Source organism: Paenarthrobacter sp., assembly GCF_031180005.1.
Classification (GTDB): domain Bacteria; phylum Actinomycetota; class Actinomycetes; order Actinomycetales; family Micrococcaceae; genus Arthrobacter.
Genome location: NZ_JAPSHI010000042.1, coordinates 1 through 20153 on the forward strand (window position 1 = coordinate 1; position 20153 = coordinate 20153).

20 protein-coding genes and 2 pseudogenes are annotated in these 20153 nt (G+C 62.4%); 6 read left to right on the plus strand and 16 right to left on the minus strand.

What is annotated here, in order from left to right; all coding sequences use genetic code 11:
- Positions 1-134 (minus strand): annotated as a pseudogene (locus tag RIF72_RS18825) (AraC family transcriptional regulator); the annotation flags it as partial.
- A gap of 77 nt (positions 135-211) precedes the next feature.
- Here RIF72_RS18825 and RIF72_RS18830 point away from each other — a divergent pair.
- Positions 212-724, plus strand: a complete 513-nt coding sequence (locus RIF72_RS18830) for a VOC family protein (RefSeq protein ID WP_309076339.1) — start codon at positions 212-214, stop codon at positions 722-724.
- A gap of 17 nt (positions 725-741) precedes the next feature.
- Here the strand turns inward: RIF72_RS18830 and RIF72_RS18835 are convergent, their stop codons facing one another.
- From RIF72_RS18835 to RIF72_RS18885, 11 genes are all read right to left on the minus strand, one after another.
- Complete coding sequence (locus RIF72_RS18835) at positions 742-1101, minus strand: VOC family protein (RefSeq protein WP_309076340.1); 360 nt, start codon at positions 1099-1101, stop codon at positions 742-744.
- Between the two features lie 3 nt (positions 1102-1104).
- Positions 1105-1365, minus strand: coding sequence for a DUF4235 domain-containing protein (locus tag RIF72_RS18840; RefSeq protein ID WP_309076341.1), 261 nt, complete (start codon positions 1363-1365; stop codon positions 1105-1107).
- A 105-nt stretch (positions 1366-1470) separates the two neighbouring features.
- Complete coding sequence (locus RIF72_RS18845; protein WP_309076342.1) at positions 1471-1647, minus strand: CsbD family protein; 177 nt, start codon at positions 1645-1647, stop codon at positions 1471-1473.
- Positions 1648-1737: 90 nt separating this feature from the next.
- Entirely contained in the window at positions 1738-2430 is a 693-nt protein-coding gene (gene dhaM / locus RIF72_RS18850) for a dihydroxyacetone kinase phosphoryl donor subunit DhaM (RefSeq protein ID WP_309076343.1), read from the minus strand.
- Positions 2427-3089, minus strand: coding sequence for a dihydroxyacetone kinase subunit DhaL (gene dhaL / locus RIF72_RS18855; protein WP_309076344.1), 663 nt, complete (start codon positions 3087-3089; stop codon positions 2427-2429). Before dhaL ends, dhaM begins: the two co-directional genes overlap by 4 nt.
- Before the next feature lie 2 nt (positions 3090-3091).
- Complete coding sequence (gene dhaK, locus RIF72_RS18860; protein ID WP_309076345.1) at positions 3092-4093, minus strand: dihydroxyacetone kinase subunit DhaK; 1002 nt, start codon at positions 4091-4093, stop codon at positions 3092-3094.
- A gap of 185 nt (positions 4094-4278) precedes the next feature.
- On the minus strand, positions 4279-4467 hold the full coding sequence (locus RIF72_RS18865) for a hypothetical protein (protein ID WP_309076346.1): 189 nt from the start codon (positions 4465-4467) through the stop codon (positions 4279-4281).
- A 14-nt stretch (positions 4468-4481) separates the two neighbouring features.
- Positions 4482-5930, minus strand: coding sequence for an FAD-binding oxidoreductase (locus RIF72_RS18870; protein WP_309076347.1), 1449 nt, complete (start codon positions 5928-5930; stop codon positions 4482-4484).
- Between the two features lie 170 nt (positions 5931-6100).
- Positions 6101-6610 carry an amino-acid N-acetyltransferase gene (locus RIF72_RS18875; protein WP_207595750.1) on the minus strand — a complete coding sequence of 170 codons (510 nt, stop codon included), beginning with the start codon at positions 6608-6610 and terminating at the stop codon, positions 6101-6103.
- 182 nt (positions 6611-6792) lie between these two features.
- Positions 6793-8889, minus strand: coding sequence for a prolyl oligopeptidase family serine peptidase (locus RIF72_RS18880; RefSeq protein ID WP_309076348.1), 2097 nt, complete (start codon positions 8887-8889; stop codon positions 6793-6795).
- A gap of 129 nt (positions 8890-9018) precedes the next feature.
- A complete protein-coding gene (locus RIF72_RS18885; protein WP_309076349.1) occupies positions 9019-10236 on the minus strand; it encodes a glycosyltransferase in 1218 nt (405 codons plus the stop codon).
- 103 nt (positions 10237-10339) lie between these two features.
- Here RIF72_RS18885 and RIF72_RS18890 point away from each other — a divergent pair, with 103 nt between their 5' ends.
- Complete coding sequence (locus RIF72_RS18890; protein ID WP_309076350.1) at positions 10340-11035, plus strand: TetR/AcrR family transcriptional regulator C-terminal domain-containing protein; 696 nt, start codon at positions 10340-10342, stop codon at positions 11033-11035.
- A gap of 109 nt (positions 11036-11144) precedes the next feature.
- On the opposite strand, the gene RIF72_RS18895 is transcribed toward RIF72_RS18890, so the two are convergent.
- The 4 genes from RIF72_RS18895 to lysS form a co-directional block, all read right to left on the minus strand.
- Complete coding sequence (locus RIF72_RS18895) at positions 11145-13637, minus strand: ATP-dependent Clp protease ATP-binding subunit (protein WP_309076351.1); 2493 nt, start codon at positions 13635-13637, stop codon at positions 11145-11147.
- Positions 13638-13998: 361 nt separating this feature from the next.
- Positions 13999-14325 carry an Lsr2 family protein gene (locus tag RIF72_RS18900; protein WP_014920382.1) on the minus strand — a complete coding sequence of 109 codons (327 nt, stop codon included), beginning with the start codon at positions 14323-14325 and terminating at the stop codon, positions 13999-14001.
- Positions 14326-14456: 131 nt separating this feature from the next.
- Complete coding sequence (locus RIF72_RS18905; RefSeq protein WP_011772935.1) at positions 14457-14630, minus strand: hypothetical protein; 174 nt, start codon at positions 14628-14630, stop codon at positions 14457-14459.
- 2 nt (positions 14631-14632) lie between these two features.
- Complete coding sequence (lysS, locus tag RIF72_RS18910; protein WP_309076352.1) at positions 14633-16162, minus strand: lysine--tRNA ligase; 1530 nt, start codon at positions 16160-16162, stop codon at positions 14633-14635.
- A gap of 75 nt (positions 16163-16237) precedes the next feature.
- Between lysS and RIF72_RS18915 the strand changes: the two genes are divergently transcribed.
- From RIF72_RS18915 to RIF72_RS18930, 4 genes and pseudogenes are all read left to right on the plus strand, one after another.
- Positions 16238-17134 carry an alpha/beta hydrolase gene (locus tag RIF72_RS18915; protein WP_309076353.1) on the plus strand — a complete coding sequence of 299 codons (897 nt, stop codon included), beginning with the start codon at positions 16238-16240 and terminating at the stop codon, positions 17132-17134.
- Between the two features lie 9 nt (positions 17135-17143).
- Positions 17144-17998 (plus strand): annotated as a pseudogene (locus RIF72_RS18920) (alpha/beta fold hydrolase).
- A 77-nt stretch (positions 17999-18075) separates the two neighbouring features.
- Positions 18076-18909, plus strand: coding sequence for an alpha/beta hydrolase (locus RIF72_RS18925; RefSeq protein ID WP_309076354.1), 834 nt, complete (start codon positions 18076-18078; stop codon positions 18907-18909).
- Positions 18910-19095: 186 nt separating this feature from the next.
- Complete coding sequence (locus tag RIF72_RS18930; protein WP_309076355.1) at positions 19096-19989, plus strand: glucose 1-dehydrogenase; 894 nt, start codon at positions 19096-19098, stop codon at positions 19987-19989.
- The last annotated feature ends 164 nt before the right edge of the window (positions 19990-20153 follow it).

Consider the following 20153-nt stretch of genomic DNA (forward strand, 5'->3'; position numbering starts at 1 on the left):
GACCGGCCGGGCTCGATGTCCCACTCCGGAATCCAGAACCATTGCACCAGGTCAGCAACGGACGCCGGGGCCGGGATGCGGTGAAAGGTGGGCAGTCTTGCCGGATACAGGATGCCCTTGAACGAACCCTCCATTGGACCCTTCCCAAGCGGATCAAAGCTGTCGCAAATCTCCAAGCGCTACCTGGCAGAAAGCCCGTAGCGTCATAGCCATGACAGATACTACAAGCACAGAGTCCACCACGGCAGCCCACGGCGAATACACCACCCATGGCATCCCGAACGGCCTGACCAGCCTCACGCCGTTCCTTGCGGTGCCCAACGCCAAGGAAGCCATCGTGTTCTACCGCGACGTGTTCGGCGCCCGGGTTGTAGGCGAAACCGAAATGGGCGGGATCGTGGTTCACGCCGAACTCGACTTCGGTAACGGGCACCTCCAACTGGGCGAGCCCAACCCGGAATACCATTTGGTCCCGGCGCCGAGCGGGGAGGACGACTGTTACTCCCTCGGCCTCTACTGCCAAGACGCAGATGGACTCGTCAAAAAGGCGGAGCAAGCCGGGGCCACTATCCGCGAGCCGTTATCCACGTTCGCCTCAGGTGATCGCTACGCCAGCATCCGTGATCCCTTCGGTGTTCGCTGGTCCATCATGACGCGCGTCGAGGACCTCTCAGAAGAAGAGAGCAACCGCCGCGTTGATGAGTGGGCGGCGCAGCAGGGCTAGGACGCCGGCCCGGGACCTTAGCTCAGGCAGAGGCAGAACGGGTGCCCGGCCGGATCAAGGAACACCCTGAACGTTTCTCCGGGCTGATGGTCGGCCTTGGTCGCCCCCAGGGAGAGCGCAACTTCCTCGCCCTTGTCCAAGTCCTCCACGATCATGTCCAGGTGCATCTGCTGAGGGATGGTCTGGCCGGGCCATTTGGGCTCTTGGTACACCTCCACTTGCTGGAAGGAGATGCAATTGCTGCCGTCGCTGGGACGGATATCGAACCAGTCACCTTTGTCCTCGATCTCCCAGCCGAAGAGCTCACCGTAGAAAGCGGCCAATGCAGCTGCGTCGGGACAATCGATGACGACACTCGGGAATTTAGCTATAGCCATTTGTTAAACCTCGTCAGCCGTCTTCTTCATGCGGGCCAGGGCGCTCTTGGTGCCCCGCTGGGTGAGAACGTGAACTACTGCGGCGACGGCAGCCGAGACAACCGCGAAGGCCAGCACACCTGGGAGTGAGTCGTTGAGGTCAGTGCTGTCCTTGGGGGCAGGCTTGCCGGTCTTCTTCTCCCAGAGGCCCTCCAGCGTCTTGTTTGCGAGCGCGCCGGCGCCAAGGCCAATTGCCAGGCCGAAAATTTTCACCAGTATGTTCAACGAAGTTCCTCCATCAGATAGCGCACCGCCGGGCGGCGCCTCACACGACAATCGCCTCAAATACAAGGCAGGGCCGCTGCAACTGCAGCGGCCCTGCCTGGATTCTTAGTCCTTCTTGAAGGCATCCTTCAGCTTTTCGCCGGCACCCTTGAGGTCGGCTTTCGTCTGGTCGCCCTTGCCTTCGGCTTCCAGTCGCTCGTCATCCGTGAGCTTTCCGGCAGCTTCCTTAGCCTTGCCACCGAGCTTCTCGCCAGCGTTCTCCATCTTGTCGTCAGCACCCATGTGTCGCACCTCTTCCTAGTAGTGAACCTGTACCTCTACAACATCACTAATCAGTGTACTTAGCAATATTTGGGAGAAAATCGGCCGGAACTAGAGCTCCCCAAACCCTTCCTCCACAAGTCGCCCCACGTACTCAACTGCCTTCAACGAATCCTTGCCGCGGGCTTCAACCCGCAGGGTGGAACCCTTACCCGCGGCGAGCGCCAAAAGCGCCATGATGGACATGCCATCGACGCCGTTCACAGTCACCTCCGCGTCCAGCCCGGATAGGCCCCCGGCGATCTTGGCCGCAGGACGGGCATGCATTCCGAGGGGGTTGATGAGCTCGAAGTCACCGCTTGCGTCTGGTTCATCCTTGTCGCCGGGGATCTCCGGACCCCCCACGCCCGCAGGCACATTGCCGAAGACCACAGCCTCTGCTGCCTTGCAGACATCCTCGACGCCGGCGCCTCCTTGTGCGGCGACCGCCGCGGCCACGAGCCCCTCAACCAGCGGCGCATCAGCAAGGAGCACAGCGTCCGGATCGCTGGCGAACTCCACCGCCGACTCCGCTGTCATCACGGCCGAACCAAGATCGGTCAGCACCACCACGCCATCGCCTCCGGAGTCCACCAAGGACTGCTCGACGGCGGCCAGCACCTTCTCCAAGCTGGTTCCGATGCGCCCGTCGTCAGTTCCCCCGGCGGCGACCAGTTCGACGTCGGGAGCCATCTGCGCGGCGAGTTCCACCGCTCCCTCAGCAATCTTGCTGCTGTGCGATACAACCACTATCCCCACTGTCATATTGCGTCGGTTCCCGCGTCAGCGGCAGATCCGGCAGCGGCAGCTGCGGCCGCGCGAAATAGCAGCGCGGTTGACGCGGCGCCAGGATCGCGATGCCCTGCGCTGCGCTCCCCCAGGTAGCTGGCCCGCCCCTTGCGTGCCACCAACGGATCCGTGGCTATGGCACCGGTTTCCGCAGCTTCCGCGGCGGCTTCCAACACACCAACGGGGTCAGCGCCGCTAGCGGCGGCTTGTTGTGCCGCTTCAACGGCGGGCGTCCAAGCGTCAATCATTGTCTTATCGCCGAGCTCCGCTTTGCCTCTAGCCACCACACCATCCCTGGCGGCTGCGAGGGCCGCAGCCAGCGCCTCTGCATCAATATCGCTGCTGTCCCCCAATGAGGTAGCTGCACGTAGGTAGGCAGTGCCGTACAGCGGCCCCGCAGCCCCACCCACCTTGGACATGAGTGCCATCGCCGCAGCTTTCAATGCTGCTCCGGGAGTTTCAGGCGGGGCCTCATCGAGCTTCTGCAGCACGGCTTGGAAACCTCGGTCCATGTTCTCGCCGTGGTCCGAGTCGCCAATTGCCCGATCCAACTCAATCAGTTCCACCCGGTGTTCGGCCATTGCTTTTGCGGAGAGCTTCAGCCAATCAACCGCCCATTCGACGTCCAACCCCATGCTCAGGCTCCCCACCGCAGGGCGGCCGTGTGGACGGGAGCATCCCAGAGCCTGGTCATCTCGTCATCGAGGCGCAGCACGGAGACGGAGCAGCCCTGCATCTCCAAGGACGTCACGTAGTTCCCCACTAGGGAGCGCTCCACGGTGGCACCACGCTCGGCGAGGACCTGCGCAGCGCGCCTGTACACGATGTACAGCTCGCTTTGAGGGGTGCCGCCCATGCCGTTGACGAACAGCAGCACCTTGTCCCCGGACGCCAGGGCAAGGTCTTCCAGCACAGGCTCCAAGAGGCGGTCCGTGATGGCGTCAGCGCTTTCCATTGCGATCTTGTGCCTGCCGGGCTCGCCGTGGATGCCGATGCCGATTTCGATCTCATCTTCCGCAAGCTCAAAGCTGGGCGTCCCCGCATGCGGAACCGTGCAGCCGGACAGGGCCACACCCATGGTTCGCACATTTGCCACCACACGCTCGGCGATTGCCGTGACCGCGTCAAGGTCGTCGCCGCGCTGGGCGGATGCACCTGCGATCTTTTCCACGAGGACAGTTCCGCCAACGCCGCGCCGGCCAGCCGTGTACAGCGAGTCCTCCACCGCGACGTCGTCGTTCACCAGCACCGAACGTACGTGCACGCCTTCGGCTTGCGCCATTTCGGCGGCGGTTTCGAAGTTCAGGACATCGCCGGTGTAGTTTTTCACGATATGGACGACGCCGGCGCCTGAGTCAACCGCCACCGTCGCCGGAATGATCTGGTCGGGCGTGGGCGAGGTGAACACTGCGCCGGGGACTGCTGCATCCAGCATGCCGAGGCCCACGAAACCCGCATGGAGGGGCTCGTGTCCACTGCCTCCGCCGGAGACCAGGGCGACTTTGCCCGCTACAGGAGCACCTTTCCGGATGACGTACTTCGGCTCGGGATGGACGTCCACGATGTCGGCATGGGCCATGCCGAAACCTTCAACGGACTCGTCCACCACGGCGCGTGGATCATTGATGAGCTTTTTCATGTGATGCTCCTGGGCGTGCTGTGGCTGGTGTTCTGACCCTACTACCGGCGGCTGTGGCCACGGTAGGCCTTACGCCCTGCATGTGCATAAATCGCGGCGCCGGGGCTTATAGAGGGATGCCCATTGATTAAAGAGCTGAAGGGGCAGCCCCCAATGACTGTCCCTTCAGCTGTTTCGCTCTATCGTCAATCCTCGGCAGTTAGTGTTGCCGCCGCCTCGGGCTCATTTTTGGCGTTGTATTCAGGCCAGAAGGCCGAGTAGAGGTCCGGGTTCGAATGCCCCGCATCCTGCCATGAGGCTTCGTGCGGCCATGACCCATGCGGAATGTCGATCTGGAAAGCGGAGAAGTCCGGGAACGTGACCCTATGGTCCATTGTCCGCATCCCCTTCAGCTGTTCAGGACGGCGTCGCCGCCGGCGGTAACAACGTCCTCAAGCAGCACGGTCTGATCAATGACCGGAAGCCCCACAACATGCCCGAAACTGAACATGTTCTTCGGATCAAGCTCTGCTTTCGCGTTCCTCAATCTTTCGCGGACTGTCGGGCCCCATGCCCGCTCCCGGTCCTCAGCGTCAACAAAGTGACCGTGCAGGTTCACGAAAGTTCCGCCATTGGAGGCGTCGCGCAGGTCATCACGAACGGCGTCGAACATTACCGGGAGCAGCTCCGCCAGCGGCGGCACCGCCATGCCTGCCATAAAGAAGCTGAACGCGGCGTCGCGGGCCCCAACAGTGTCCTCGCCTTCGGCACTCTTGGCCAAGGCGCCGCCGAGTAGCCGCAGCTCAGCCATCAACACGGGACTTTCGACGCCGGGGCCGAAGTGCCGCAGGATGGCCTCCTTGGCTCCACTGTCCAAACGGTCCAACAGGAAGCCCCGCTCGCGCACGGGCACTGGCTGGTCCGGGTCCTGGTGGATCATGTCGAACTGCGTGGCGTCCAGCGGCCCGGTCCCGTCCATCATGAAGGGCGCACTCTGTCGCATCGGCTCCAGCAGTTGCGAGGCCACCGTCATGTCGCCCTGATAGGCGTAGCGCAGATGGACTACGAACCTGCCTCGCAACGGCTCGGGAACGATGTCCATATCAGGCAACCTCAGGAAAGCCAACGACGCCGACGCCTCCTGGGGCAGCGAGGTCACCCAGTCGCTGAACTGCTCAAGAACCGCAGCGGCATGCTCGCCGTCGTAGTACAGCCCGCCGGCAAAGAGGTCCGATCCCGGGAAGAGGTGGAATTCCATGGCTGTGACGATGCCCAGGTTCCCCTTGCCGCCCCGGAGGAGGTAGAACAACTCCGAATTCTCGTCCTTGGTCACCCGGCGCTGCGTGCCGTCGGCGGTGACGAGCTCGAAAGCAATCACGTGGTCTGAAGCGAAACCGTATTTGCGCCCGAGGATGGGCAGGCCGCCGCCCAAGGTGTAACCCACCACTCCGACGTCAGTGGTGGAACCGCATAGACCCATCAAGCCGAACGTCGCGGCGAGATCCACTACGGCCTTCCAGCGGACGCCCGCACCGACGCGGGCCGTCTTCTCAACGGGATCAATGCTGAGTTCCAGCATCCGGCGGGTGCTGATGAGCAAACCGCCTTCGATGGCGTTGGTGGCACCGTGTCCGGTGGATTGGACGGAGACGGGCATTCCCCGCTCTGCCGCCCAGCGAATAGCCGCGGAAACATCCTCTGCGTCGAGGGCGCCGAAGGCCAGATCAGGTTGGTGCTGTGTAGAGAGGTTGAAGGCCGCTACTTCGGGAGCGAATCCCGGATCGGCAGGCGTGAACACTGGACCGCGCACGCTGAGTTGGAGTTCTGAAACATCTGAAAAGGACGCGTGGGACTGCATGATCTTCTCTCAATTGACCGATGTGGTGGAAGCTTCCCCAGCAAGCCTTGACCAGTTTATCCATCAACTGGATATAAGAGAAGGGGTAATAAATCACTCATAATCGGGCAGGGTTGATCCACACGCTTCTCTAGGCGCGGGACCAGAGAGAGGGTGCTCCTTGCGGGGCGCTAGAGCTGCTTGATCATGCGGGTGTTGCCCAAGGTATTGGGCTTCACGCGGGCAAGATCCAGGAACTCGGCAACGCCTTCGTCGTGCGAGCGCAGCAGCTCCGAATACACCTGCGGATCCACGGCCGACTGGTCCGCCATGACTTCGAACCCGTGGCGCTTGAAGAAGTCCACCTCGAAAGTCAGGCAAAATACGCGGCTCACACCAAGTGCCCGGGCTTCCTCCAGCAGGTTCTCCACCAGCACGTGACCCACACCCCGCCCACGCCAGGAGTCAGCCGCGGCAAGCGTGCGGATCTCCGCCAGGTCCTCCCACATCACATGGAGGGCCCCACAGCCGATGACTTCACCATCATCAGACTCGGCGATCCGGAATTCCTGGAGGCTCTCGTAGTACGCCACCGTCTCCTTGGCCATGAGAATCCGTTCCTCAGCCAGGGGCGCCACAAGCCTCTTGATGGCCGCCACATCACTGGTGCGGGCAGGGCGAAGGCTGAAGGTCGAATTCACTCCCCCATCCTAGCGAGGCACACAGCTGCCGAACCGTGCATTACGTATGCCCGGCCGCCACGCACTACTGGAGGCCAGCCGCGAGGCGCCGGTCCTGGGTTATTTGCGTAGCGTGCGTCTAAGCGAGGGACGAGCGAGCACGCGGCAAATGACCCAGGACCAGCGCCGGACTAAGCAACGGACTAAACCCCCAACTCCTCAGGCAACTCAACGTCCTCGCCCAGCACCTGCTTCGCCAGGAAGTGCTCCACCACGCCGTACCAAACCTTCGCGTGCTGCGGCTGCAGAACCCAGTGGTTCTCGTCCGGGAAGTACAGGAAGCGGTGCGGGCTCTGGCCGTTGTCGTCGGCGGGCAGCTGTGATGAGGACAGGAGTTCGTACCAGAGGCGCAGTCCTTCGCCGATGGGCACGCGGTAGTCCTTGTCTCCGTGGATGACGAGCATAGGCGTTTTGATGTTGCCCACGTTCAGGTGCGGCGAGTTTTCCATCGCCATTTCCACGGTCATTTCCTTGAGCCAGTACTGCGCCGCGTCGGTGGTCGGTCCGAATTGGTCCAGCGCCCACAGGCTGGCGTGCGTGACGATTGCCTTGAAGCGGTCCGTTTGCCCGGCGACCCAGTTGGCCATGTAGCCGCCGAAGGATCCACCCATGGCCGCGGTCCGTGATTCGTCGATGTCCGGCCGGTCAACCACTGCGTCGGTGATGGCCATCAGGTCAGTAAAGGGCTTCTTCCCCCATTCACCCCATCCGCGCTGGATGAACTCCTGCCCATACCCGGTGGAGAGGGCAGGGTCAGGCAGGAGAACGGCATAGCCCTTGGCGACGAGCAACCACGGGTTCCAGCGCCACGTCCAGGCATTCCAGGAGTTCAACGGTCCTCCGTGGATCCACAGCAGGAGGGGTGCCGGATTGTCCGCAGAGGCACCTTCCGGGAGCGCCAAGTACGCCGGAACGCGCGCGCCATCTTCCGCCGTCGTTTCCACGCGCTCCAGGGAACCCTTGTAAACGGGGCGCTCCGCCGGTGCCTGCAACCGGACCACTTCGCCTGTAGCGAGGTCTATCCGCACGGCTTCGGCGGGGAACTCGTACGAGCTTCGGAGCGCGTAGGCCGTGGTCCCGTCCGTGGAAACCACGACGTCGGAATAGGCGGCAGCATCCTGCGTCAAGCGGATGACCGCACCGTCAACGACGTCGATCCGAAATACCGGCCCCGCGCCGTCGTCGTCCGCTGTTACCAGGACCGCAGCGCCGTCCGGAAGCCAGGCGAGGGGCGTAGCCCAGCGGTCCCACTGGTGCGCGAGTGGCTCAAGATCCGTGGTCTCGCCGCCGCTGACGTTCAAAAGGTGCAGCTTCACGTGGGGAGCCTGCGTGGGCGTCGTGTCGCTCTCACTCTGGACCACAAGGGTCCGATTGTCAGGGCTGACCGGACCGGGGAAGTAGCTCATGCCTTCGTGGTCCAGTAGCACCTTGACGGCCCCGGTAGCGACGTCGACGGCGGCAAGCACCTCGCGGCTGTCAGCCTTCGCGAGCGCCTTGGTCATGCTGGTGTAGACGGTCTTGCCGTCCGGGCTAACCACTGTTTTGGCTTCCCGCAGCGAGCCCCCGACGCCGGCCGTCAGGTTCCGGAGTTGGAGCGGCGCTGATGCATCCACTGTGGATGGCTTGCCGGGCTCGTCTTCGGCACCTTGTTCCACTGCAAAGATACGCGGCTCTGCCGGGCCCAGGTCGGCATCCCAGTAGCGGACCGGATAGCCGCTGTGCAGGATGGCCGAGACCTTGTTGTCCTTGCGTGCCTTGCGGCGTTCTTCGTCGTTCTCTTCGTCGGCGGATCCGGCCAGGACCTCGGCGTTGACGAAGGTGACGTCCGCATCCCTGGCAGCCATCACTGAAGCGATGCCGCCTGCACGTGAGAGCACCACGCGGGCCTCGCCGCCATCGGCGGGCAGCAGCCACAGTGCATTGACGGGGTCGGCGTCAGGGCTTTCGGGATCAGGACGTGTCGAGGTGAAGTACAGGTCGCCGTTGGCAGCGAAAACGGCGCCTGCCTCGCCTTTGGAGCTGCGGGTAATGCGGCGGGCATGTTTCCGGCCGCTGGGGTCGAGTTCCCAGAGTGCGGTGGCGAACTCCGTAGCCTTGTTGTTCAGCGTCGTGACAGTGGTGACCAAGCGCGTGCCATCCGGGCTGAGGGTGAGGCCGCTAATCCTTGGGATGGCGAGGTAATGGTCGAGATCGTGGAATGGGGTGTCGGGCTGCTCGCCCTGGGTGTCAGCAGAGTCCATGTTCCGATTCAACACGGATTGTGCTGCCGATCACAGGGTGGTTCACTCACAGTGAAACAGTACTTTCACATGTTCACCCAACTAGGTCGCAGTTGAGGTCGTTCTGAGCGTCCAGAACGACCTCAACTGCTACTTGGATGGGAGGTTTCGCAGGGCCTCGACCACCGGAACGGTTCCGTCTTCGGCCGCCATGGCCGCCGCCACTTCCGCTGCCCTCCGGGCGTACGACGGCGTGCTGACAGCTTCCGTAATGGCGTCACCAAGGCGCTCCGGAGTCAGCTTCTTGTAGGGAATCGGCTGAGGACCCGCCCCGATTGACGCGATCCGGGAGGCCCATAGCGGCTGGTCCGGATACACCGGAACCCCAACGGCCGGCACGCCGGCCCGGAAGCCGGCCGCCGTCGTTCCGGCTCCGGCATGGTGAACCACTGCTGCCATTTGCGGGAACAGCCACTCGTGAGGAACGCTACCGACGCCGATAGCATCGGTGCCCAGCGCACCCTCCGCCCCCTGCACAACAGCCCGCACTCCGGCCTGGCGCGTCGCTCCAAGGACCAATGCCGGATCAATGTGGGCGCTGCTTCCAAAGCCAACAAATACGGGCGGCGTACCGTCTGCGAGGAAGTCCACGAGGTCCGTTGGCGGCTGCCAGTCCGGCTTCATCACCGGCCACCAATATCCGGCCATAACCAGGCCCGTGTGCCAATCGGCAGGCCTTGGCAGGACCGAGGGACTGATGCCATGAAGAATAGTGGCTTCGGCTTTACGACGGCGGCGCTCACCGACCGCGCGGCTCAGCTTCCCCAACCCCAGCTCCTTGCGAAGGCGTGCGCTGGGGGCATCATAGGGAGCCGGACCCGCGGCTGCGCGCTCACCAATGATCTTGTTACCCCACGCACCAAGGCTGCGGGCCGAATTCATGATCACAGGCGGATACGCTGCGCTGGGTTCCGTGGGCTGCAAATGCGCGCCGAGGACCGGAATGCCCATGGCTTCCGCGATGTCGTATGCATAGGGCGCCACTGAATTGGCCAGGATCACGTCGGCGCCGGCCTCGGCCGCTGCCAGGGTCCCCGTTGCGGCGTTGTCCATATAGTCGGTGAGCTTCCGCCAAAAGGTGAGCACACTCCCGGATGAAGCCTTGGTGCCGGGTGCTGGCTGCGTGATCAACTTGGTCAGATCCCCGGGAAGCGGCCTGAACTCGCAGCCCGACTCAACGACTAGAGGAGCGTAGGCTGGGTTGGCCGCAATAGCCACCTCGTAGCCCAAGCCCTGCAGGCTGCTCCCCAGCCCAGCCATGGGTGCGACGTCTCCCCGCGTCCCCGGAGCCACCATGAGTACCCGCATGCCACCACTCTTTTCTTCGAATTGCGATCACCGTTCGCAATTAAGAATATAGTGAAATGGGAACAAGACCAAACCACCTAAACCGCATGAAAGGAGGCCCGGATTGCCAACTCACGATGCCACCGACGTCTGGGGGCGCCCTGAACGCTCAGCCGTTGGGCCCAAGCCGGAGCACTCCAGGAACAGAATTGCCACGGCCGCACTCCGGATTGCCGACCAGGAAGGCTTGGCAGCAGTGTCTATGCGGAGGGTTGCCGCGAGCGTAGGTGCAGGCGCCGCCTCCCTCTACCGGTACGTGAAATCACATGACGAACTTGTTGAGCTGATGATGGATACAGTGGCCGGAGAATACCAACTTGAGGCAAATGGAGAGCACCCGCGGGGGCGACTCCTAAACCTTGCCCATCAAGGACGTGCCATCATGCACCGGCACCCTTGGCTGGCCCCGTTGCTGCTTACCCGCCCGTCCATGGGCCCCAGCTCCTTGCGATTCCTGGAAGCGGCACTGGCCGCCTTGGCACCGGTAGACCTTCCGGGACCGGCAAAGCTACAAGTCGTGGCCATGATGTCAGCCATCACATCCGCATTCGTGCAGAACGAGTTGGCTTCCTTGCCACCATCGAATCCGGACGAAAGTACCTCAATCAGCCGCGGCCGGTACATCATCGACGCCCTCCAGACTGGAGAATATCCACACCTGGCCGCAGCAATGGCGGGACACTCTGATGCAGGCAACGCCGACCAACAATTCACCAGCGCAATCTCGAATTATTTGGCGGGCGCAGGCATTCCCGCTTAGTACAGCTGGCCGCTGCCGCCCATGATTCACGCGCTGAATGGCCACTGCCAACGCAAAAGCCCCGCCCGCTCCTTATCTTGGAGCGGGCGGGGCTTAGTGCTGTAGCGCTTTACGCGGTCGGGGCGATCTCCGGTATACGCGGCTTGGCGTTCCCTTCGAACGTGAACTTGGCGTCGTCACCTTCGCCGTCAACATCCACCACAATGATGTCGCCGGAGTGGAGTTCGCCGAACAGGATCTTCTCGGACAGCTGGTCCTCGATCTCGCGCTGGATGGTGCGACGCAACGGCCGGGCACCCATGGCGGGATCGTAACCACGCGTAGCCAGGAGAACCTTGGCAGCGGGCGTGAGCTCGATCCCCATGTCCTTGTCCTTGAGGCGACGCTCAAGGCGGGTCACGAACAGGTCCACGATCTCGATGATCTCGTCCTGCGTCAGCTGCGGGAACACCACGACGTCATCAACACGGTTGAGGAACTCGGGGCGGAAGTGCTGCTTGAGTTCTTCCGTGACCCGGGCACGCATCCGGTTGTAGCCCGTCTGGGTGTCCGTGCCGGACTGGAAGCCCGTTGCCACGCTCTTGGAGATATCGCGGGTACCAAGGTTGGTGGTCATGATGATCACGGTGTTCTTGAAGTCCACTACCCGGCCCTGGGAGTCGGTCAGTCGACCGTCTTCCAGAATCTGCAGCAGGGAGTTGAACAGGTCCGCGTGGGCCTTTTCCACTTCATCGAACAGGACCACGGAGAACGGACGTCGGCGGACCTTCTCGGTCAGCTGGCCGCCTTCTTCGTAGCCAACATAGCCCGGAGGTGCACCGAAGAGACGCGAAACTGTGTGCTTCTCGGAGTACTCGGACATGTCCAGCGTGATGAGGGCGTCCTCTTCACCGAACAGGAACTCTGCAAGTGCCTTGGCGAGCTCGGTCTTGCCGACGCCGGTGGGGCCGGCGAAGATGAACGAGCCACCGGGACGCTTGGGGTCCTTCAGGCCTGCACGGGTACGGCGGATGGCCTGAGACAGGGCCTTGATGGCCTCGTTCTGGCCGACGACGCGCTTGTGCAGCTCGTCTTCCATCTTGAGGAGGCGCGAAGACTCTTCCTCGGTGAGCTTGAAGACCGGGATGCCCGTGGAGTTCGCGAGAACTTCAGCGATCAGGTCCTCATCAACCTCGGAGATATCGTCCATGCCGCCGGACTTCCACGTGCGTTCCTTCTCTGCGCGTTCGGCAATGAGCTTCTGCTCCTTGTCGCGCAGCGAGGCGGCACCTTCAAAGTCCTGGGCGTCGATGGCGGATTCCTTCTCCATCTTCACGTCCGCGATGCGCTCATCCATGGCCTTGAGCTCCGGCGGAGCGGTCATGCGACGGATGCGCAGGCGCGCGCCGGCTTCATCGATGAGGTCGATCGCCTTGTCCGGCAGGAAGCGGTCCGAAATGTAGCGTTCGGCCAGCTGCGCAGCTGAGGCGAGGGCGCCGTCGGTAATCGTCACGCGGTGGTGGGCCTCGTAACGGTCACGCAGGCCCTTGAGGATCTCGATCGCGTGAGCGACAGAAGGTTCCTTGACCTGGATCGGCTGGAAGCGGCGCTCAAGAGCAGCGTCCTTCTCAATGTGCTTGCGGTATTCATCCAGCGTGGTGGCGCCGATGGTCTGGAGTTCACCACGGGCCAGCATTGGCTTCAGGATGGATGCAGCATCGATGGCGCCTTCGGCAGCACCTGCACCAACGAGGGTGTGGATCTCGTCGATGAAGAGGATGATGTCGCCGCGGGTGCGGATCTCCTTGAGGACCTTCTTCAGGCGCTCTTCGAAGTCACCGCGGTAGCGGGAACCGGCAACCAGGGAACCGAGGTCAAGCGTGTACAGCTGCTTGTCCTTGATGGTCTCGGGGACGTCTCCACGGACGATCGCTTGGGCGAGACCCTCGACGACGGCAGTCTTACCGACGCCGGGCTCACCGATCAGGACCGGGTTGTTCTTGGTACGGCGGGAGAGGACCTGCATGACGCGTTCCATCTCCTGCTCGCGGCCGATCACAGGATCGAGCTTGTTTTCGCGCGCAGCCTGGGTCAGGTTGCGTCCGAACTGATCAAGCACCACCGAACCGGCAGGGGTACCTTCCGGCTGACCTTGGCCCGAGCCGCTGCCTGCGGTCTCCTTGCCCTGGTAGCCGGAGAGCAGCTGGATGACCTGCTGGCGGACCCGGTTAAGGTCCGCACCAAGCTTGACCAGCACCTGTGCGGCTACGCCTTCGCCTTCGCGAATGAGGCCGAGCAGGATGTGCTCAGTACCGATGTAGTTGTGGCCGAGCTGCAGTGCTTCTCGAAGGGAAAGCTCAAGCACCTTCTTGGCGCGCGGGGTGAAGGGGATGTGACCGGACGGGGCTTGCTGGCCCTGGCCGATGATCTCCTGCACCTGTTCGCGAACGCCATCGAGCGAAATGCTCAGGGACTCGAGCGCCTTGGCAGCAACGCCTTCACCCTCGTGGATCAGACCCAAGAGGATGTGCTCGGTACCGATGTAATTGTGGTTAAGCATCCGTGCCTCTTCTTGGGCAAGGACGACCACGCGACGGGCACGGTCCGTAAATCTCTCAAACATTTCGCCACACTCCTAGCTACGACGTACTTTGATGCTACGTGCCGGAGCAACACTTTTGGAGCGTGTTCGCCACAGGGGAAACATGACGAGGTTGTGGAATAAATCCGGTTCCAGCCCTTGACCGCTGCTACCCCGTGGTGGGACCCTCCCGCCTTGCCAGGACGCACTGAGCACGGGCCGCCCGTGACTATTTTGTGGCGTGCCGGTCCGCCGCTTTCCCGAGGGGCTTTAGTGCCTGTTTTCGGAGCTTCCCTACCCAGACGATTCACAGAATATTCCAAGCCCGCTGTAGGGCGCCCACAAACTGCCGGGTTAAACACCAATGCCCCGGCAGTGACTGCCGGGGCATTGAAACGGTGAATCAGGAATTGGCCTTTTGGTACGCTTCCTGAATTTCAGCCTGAATACGTCCGCGGCTGTTGACCGTGTAACCGTTGTCACGGGCCCACTGGCGGATTTGCGCGGAATCCTGGTTACGTGCGGCTGTAGCACGGCCCCGGGTTGCACGGCCGGAAGAAGTCTTCCTGGCTTTAGCGACGTAGGGCTCCAGTGCCTTGCGCAGCGAGGCTGCATTAGCAGTGGACAGGTCCATCTCGTAGCTCACGCCATCGAGGCCAAAGCGGACAGTTTCGTCCGCAGCCCCTTCATCCAGGTCATCGACGAGGATGATTTTTACTTTCTGTGCCATGAGTTGCCTCTCATTTGGAGGGTTGGATAATCAGAAATTCCCCGGATTCCTTTGATGATTATCGTTCACGGCAAGCACCCACGTCAAAGTGTAATTGGATTCTCTTCAGTAAGCGGAACCCAATTGGAAGGCTATTTAGCTGCGGGGCCCTCGGATGCAGGTCCTGAATTTTTCAAATTCGCTTCGGCCTGCGCCTTGGCTTCGGCTTGCCGTTCTGATTTGTCCGCATTGAAGATCGACTTCATGGCAAACCAGAAGATCAGTCCGACCACAATGGACGGTGCCAGGACTGCGATGTACTCCATGATCAGTGACCTTCAGGCTTCAGCAACGGGAAAAGGATGGTTTCGCGGATACCGGCCCCGGTGAACAGCATCACCAGACGGTCAATGCCCAGCCCGATGCCCCCCATGGGCGGGGCGCCGTATTCAAGGGCACGGAGGAAGTCCTCGTCCAATTGCATGGCTTCCTCATCGCCGGCAGCGGAGCGGCGGGACTGCTCTGTAAGGCGCTCACGCTGGATTACGGGGTCGATGAGCTCGGAGAACGCTGTACCGCGCTCCATGCCCCCGATGATCAGGTCCCAGGCCTCGATGAGCCGGCCATCTTCGCGGTGCGGGCGTGCCAGCGGCTGCGCGGAGGGCGGGTAGTCGTAGACAAAGGTAGGATTCACCAAGGTGGGTTCCACAATCTCGCCGAACAGTTCAACCACGATCTTTTCGGCGTCCCACTTGGGGTCCACCTTGACCTCGTGCTTGGCAGCAATTGCCAGCAACTCATCCACCGTGGTGTCGGGAGTAATTTCAATTCCCACCGCCTCGGAAATACCCGGGTATACCGAAACCCAAGCCCATTCGCCGTCGAGGTTTATTTCACCGGCATCCGTCTGAATCGTGCGGGTACCTACGACGTCGGCCACATTCAGGATGATTTCCTTCATGCGTTCGGCCATGACGAACTGGTCCGCCCATGCCTCGTAGCACTCAAGTGTGGTGAATTCGGGGCTGTGCGTGGAGTCCACACCTTCGTTGCGGAAGACGCGGCCCATGTCGTAAACACGGTCAATGCCGCCAACAACGGCGCGCTTGAGGAACAGCTCAGTGGCGATGCGCAAGGTCATCTTCTGGTCGAACGCGTTCATGTGCGTCTCGAACGGGCGGGCTGTAGCACCGCCGTGGACCAGCTGCAGGATAGGGGTTTCCACTTCCACATAGCCGTGGCGGTCAAGGGTGTCGCGGACCGAGCGGGTGATGGCGGCCCGCTTGTAAACCATTTCGCGGGCTTCGTCGCGGACCATAAGGTCCACATAGCGCTGGCGAACGCGGGTCTCTTCGTTCAGCTCGGCGTGCAGAACCGGGAGTGGGCGCAGGGCCTTGGACGCCATGGACCAGGAGTCAGCCATGACGGACAGCTCGCCGCGGCGGGAAGAAATAACTTCGCCCTTGATGAAAACGTGGTCGCCCAGGTCAACCAGGGCCTTCCACTCGGCGAGCGCTTCCTCACCGACGTTCGCAAGGCTCAGCATTGCCTGGAGGCGTACGCCCTTGCCGTCCACCCCGCCCTCTTGGAGGGTCGCGAAGCACAGCTTGCCGGTGTTGCGGACGAATACGACGCGGCCGGTGACGCCCACAGTATCGCCGGTAGTCTCATCGGCTTCCAGGTGGGCGTACTTTTCGCGGATTTCGCTCAGCGAATGGGTCCGTTCAACACCCACAGGATAGGCCTCGGTGCCGCGCTCGATCAGCTTTGCGCGCTTCTCCATACGGATGCGCATTTGCTCGCTGGCATCGATGGGCTCTGCGGAGGTGTTCAGGGCGGGGGTGTTTGCGGAAGTCACAGTCCTTAAGTTTACCGGTGATTGCGGGCCTTTACGTCCGGGCATCACGATCAGGGAAACGCATAGACTCGGGCTGTGGAAACGTGGACTGTTGAAACGAACGACGGCGGCGGGCAGCTTGAGGTGCACACCTTCCGGCCAGCGTCGGGTGCTTCGTTCCCGGGTTCGAAGGCACGCACTGAACCACCCGGCGTCGTGCTTGTTCATGGCACCTTGGTGACCGACTCCTTGTATTGGCCGTTCGCCCGGACGTTGAGCGTCATGCTGGGGCGCCCTGTTCACAGCTACAACCGCCGTGGTCGCGGGCAATCCGCACCGCAACCGCCCGGCTATTCCGTCGAAACAGAGATCGCGGACCTTCATGCGGTCATGGAAAAGAGCGGCTCCACGGATGTTGTGGCACACAGCTATGGCGGATTTGTGGCGTTGCAGGCTGCCCGCCACGACGGAGTCAACCGCTTGGTCACCTATGACGCCGCAGTGTCCCTCTCCGGCAACCTCAGCGGCAGGTGGCGGCCCGAGCTCGAGGAAGCAGTGACTGCAGGCCAGCTGGACCACGCCTGGGCCCACCTTGTGCAGGGGCTGGGGACGGCGGGCCCCATTTCCTACCTGCCCATGGGCGCCCTGCGCACGCTCAGCGTTCTCTCCGCCCGAACCCGGCTGGGACTGGAGATGCGCTCCCTCCTACCCACTGCCGTCACGGAAATGCGGGCCGTCCTCGATGCCGACGCCCACCTTCACGACTTCATGAAACTCTCCACCCCAACGCTAATGCTCAGCGGCGGCTGGAGTCCGTCCTACTTCGCGGAGACCGGACGGATGCTGGCCGGCGCCGTGCCCGCGATCGACTTCGCTATTGTGCCGCTGCAGTTCCATGAAGGTCCCCTCCGGCCCGGGAAGCGCCTCGCGTCGCGCATCGCGCGGTTCCTCTCCGGGAACCATCTGGAGGAAGAACCCGCCAGTGCCACCTAGGATGTTTCGGTGAAGGAACGGGACATTGGAACGCACGACGGCGGCAAGCTCGCCTTGTACAGCTACGGCACGGAAGACGCGCCCGGCGAACGCCGCGTGGTGCTTATTGGGGGCGCATTCCTCACCGCGTTGATCTACCGCCCTTTCTCCCTCGCCTTGTCCAAAGGCTTGGGTGAAGGCTGGGCAGTGGACGTGTACGACCGCCGCGGCCGGGGAAAATCCAGCGAGCAACCCCATAACTACTCCATGGCCACGGAAATCGCCGACGTCCGCACCATCATGGACGCCACGGGGGCCCGGAACATTATGGGCCACAGCCTGGGTGGCGCCGTCGCCCTCAACGCAGCCCAAACCTTCGCAGGTACGCACCACCAACCGGACAAGCTGGCGGTGTACGACGCGGCATTGAACATTGACGGCAGCATGGACACGGGCTGGCTGGACGGATTCACCGAATCCGTCAACAAGGGGGATATTGGACGGGCGATGGCCCGGATGAAGCGTGGCATGCATCCCGGAACCGCCCTCGCCCGGGTTCCGGAGCCGGTATTGGCCGGGCTCATGGCAGTGGTGTCGGGGACTAAGGTCAACAGGCTCTTCCGGGAGCTCATGCCGTCGGGTGTCGGTGAACTCAAGGCAGCCTTCGACGCCGCAGATACGCCGCGGGACTTCTCAGCCCTGCCTCCCAACACGCACTTCATGGTAGGCAAGAAGAGCCCGCAGTTCTATAAGGTCACGGCCGCACGCCTGAACAAGGCAGTCCCGGGCAGCACTTTGGAAGTCTCACCCTAGGGCTTCCACGGCTCCGTCCCGGCGGCGGTCAACGAACTCGTCTCCGACATCACGGCCTACTTCAAGCGCTGACTTGTCCACATGGCTGACTTGTCCACATAAGGGTCGGCATGCTGCCCGCATTCAGGTGGCTCGGTTAGGCTCGAGTCATGACGCGCGACATCATCATGACCCACGACGGCGGACACCTCGAAGTACTCACCACGGGCGGTGAACTGGCAGCGGCGGGCTCCGGCGTCGTCGTCGTGCCTGCCTCCATGGTGACGGCCACCGATTACACGCGTTTCGCCCAGAAACTCAGCGAGGCCCTTGGCCGCCCCGTGCACACCTTCAACCGGCGTGGGCGCGGTGATTCGTCTCCGCAGTCCGAGGACTACACGCTCGAAGCCGACATTCGGGACCTCGAAGCTGTCATGAAGCACACGTCCAGCACAGACGTGTTCGGGCACAGTTTCGGTGGTGCCGTTGCGCTGCACGCGGCCCGGACGCTCCCTGTCGAACGCCTCGCCGTGTATGACCCCGCCGTGTCGGTCAACCACAGCGTCAAGGCCGATTGGACGCCGGACTATGAACGCGCGACGGCGGCGGGAGACTATGATCGCGCCCTCGCCGTCCTCATCAAGGGAGTAGAGACCGGCGGCGCCTTCGCGCGAATGCCCCTGTCCATGCTGACCTTGGCCAACAAGCTGGCAGCCGGGACACCACTGGGTAAGCAGATGCGCGAGCTGATGACCTGCGGGGTCCGCGAAATCAAGGCAGTCATCGCTGCGGACATGCCGGCCGAGCCGTTCCTTGAACTGCCCTTGGAGACCCTGATCGTAGTGGGCGAAAAGAGCCCCGCATACTTTGGTGTCGCATGCGGCCAAATCCACGACGTCCTGTCCGGATCCAGCTACACCATCCTCCCCGGGTTCGGGCATGACGGGCCGAACAAGGCGCCGGACAAGCTCATCTCGGAGTTGTCAGAGTTCTACTCGGGCTAGCCCCGGGCAGCATAGCTAGCCGAAGCTGTATTGGCGCCCAAGGAAGGCGTCTTTGCAGATTGTTGATGACCCCTTTAGGCTATAAATCATAAGTCCCCTTACCTTTTGAGGGGCGGGTGCTGTAGATGGTTCAACTTTCCGGCAGCACCCTTTCGTGTTCCAGACCTCGGCAACAGGAGGACCACCATGACTGATCAGTACACGTTCCGAAACCCGGTCACCGCCTACGAGCAGATCTCACCGCCCAAACAACACCAGCCCGAACCCGGCCTCGATGCCGAGCTGACGCCCAAAGCGGACTTAGGTGAAGAGAGCTACCGGGGGACGGGACGACTGGAAGGCAGAAAGGCGATCGTCACCGGGGCGGACTCGGGAATCGGAGCGGCCACGGCCATCGCCTTCGCCCGGGAGGGGGCAGACATTGTTCTCTCCTACCTTCCCGAAGAGGAAGAAGACGCGGCACGAATTGCCGGCATCATCGAGGCCACGGGACGCAAGGCCGTAAAAGTGCCCGGAGACCTCAAGGACTCCGCCACATGCCAGGAAGTGGTGGATACCGCCGTGGCCGTCCTCGGCGGAGTGGACATCCTGGTCAACAACGCGGGCAAGCAGGTGGCTCAGGAAGACCTGGCCGAGATCACCGACGAACAATTCGACCACACGCAGAAGACCAACGTGTACGCAATGTTCTGGATGACCAAGGCTGCCCTTCCGCACCTGCCCGCTGGCTCGACCATCATCAACACCACATCCATTCAGGCGTACAACCCCTCGCCCACGCTCGTGGACTACGCCACCACCAAGGCCAGCATCAACAACTTCACCAAGGGACTCGCACAGCAGCTCGCCCCCAAGGGCATTCGGGTAAATGCCGTGGCGCCCGGCCCCATTTGGACTCCCCTGCAAGTCAGCAGCGGCCAGCCCAAGGAAGCACTACCGGAGTTCGGGCAGTCCACTCCCCTGGGCCGAGCCGGTCAGCCCGCAGAACTGGCTCCTGCATATGTGTTCCTTGCCTCACCGGAGTCCAGCTATGTGATCGGGGAAACGCTGAACGTCAACGGTGGTAGCCCCACTCCGTAGTTCGATGCTTTCCCGTCGTCAGTGTGCCACGTGGGTTGGGTTGTTAAATGCGGGGAGCCCCGACCTTCGTGGTCGGGGCTCCCCGGTTTAATGGTTGTCCGGCGGTGTCCTACTCTCCCACACCCTCCCGGGTGCAGTACCATCGGCGCTGTGGGTCTTAGCTT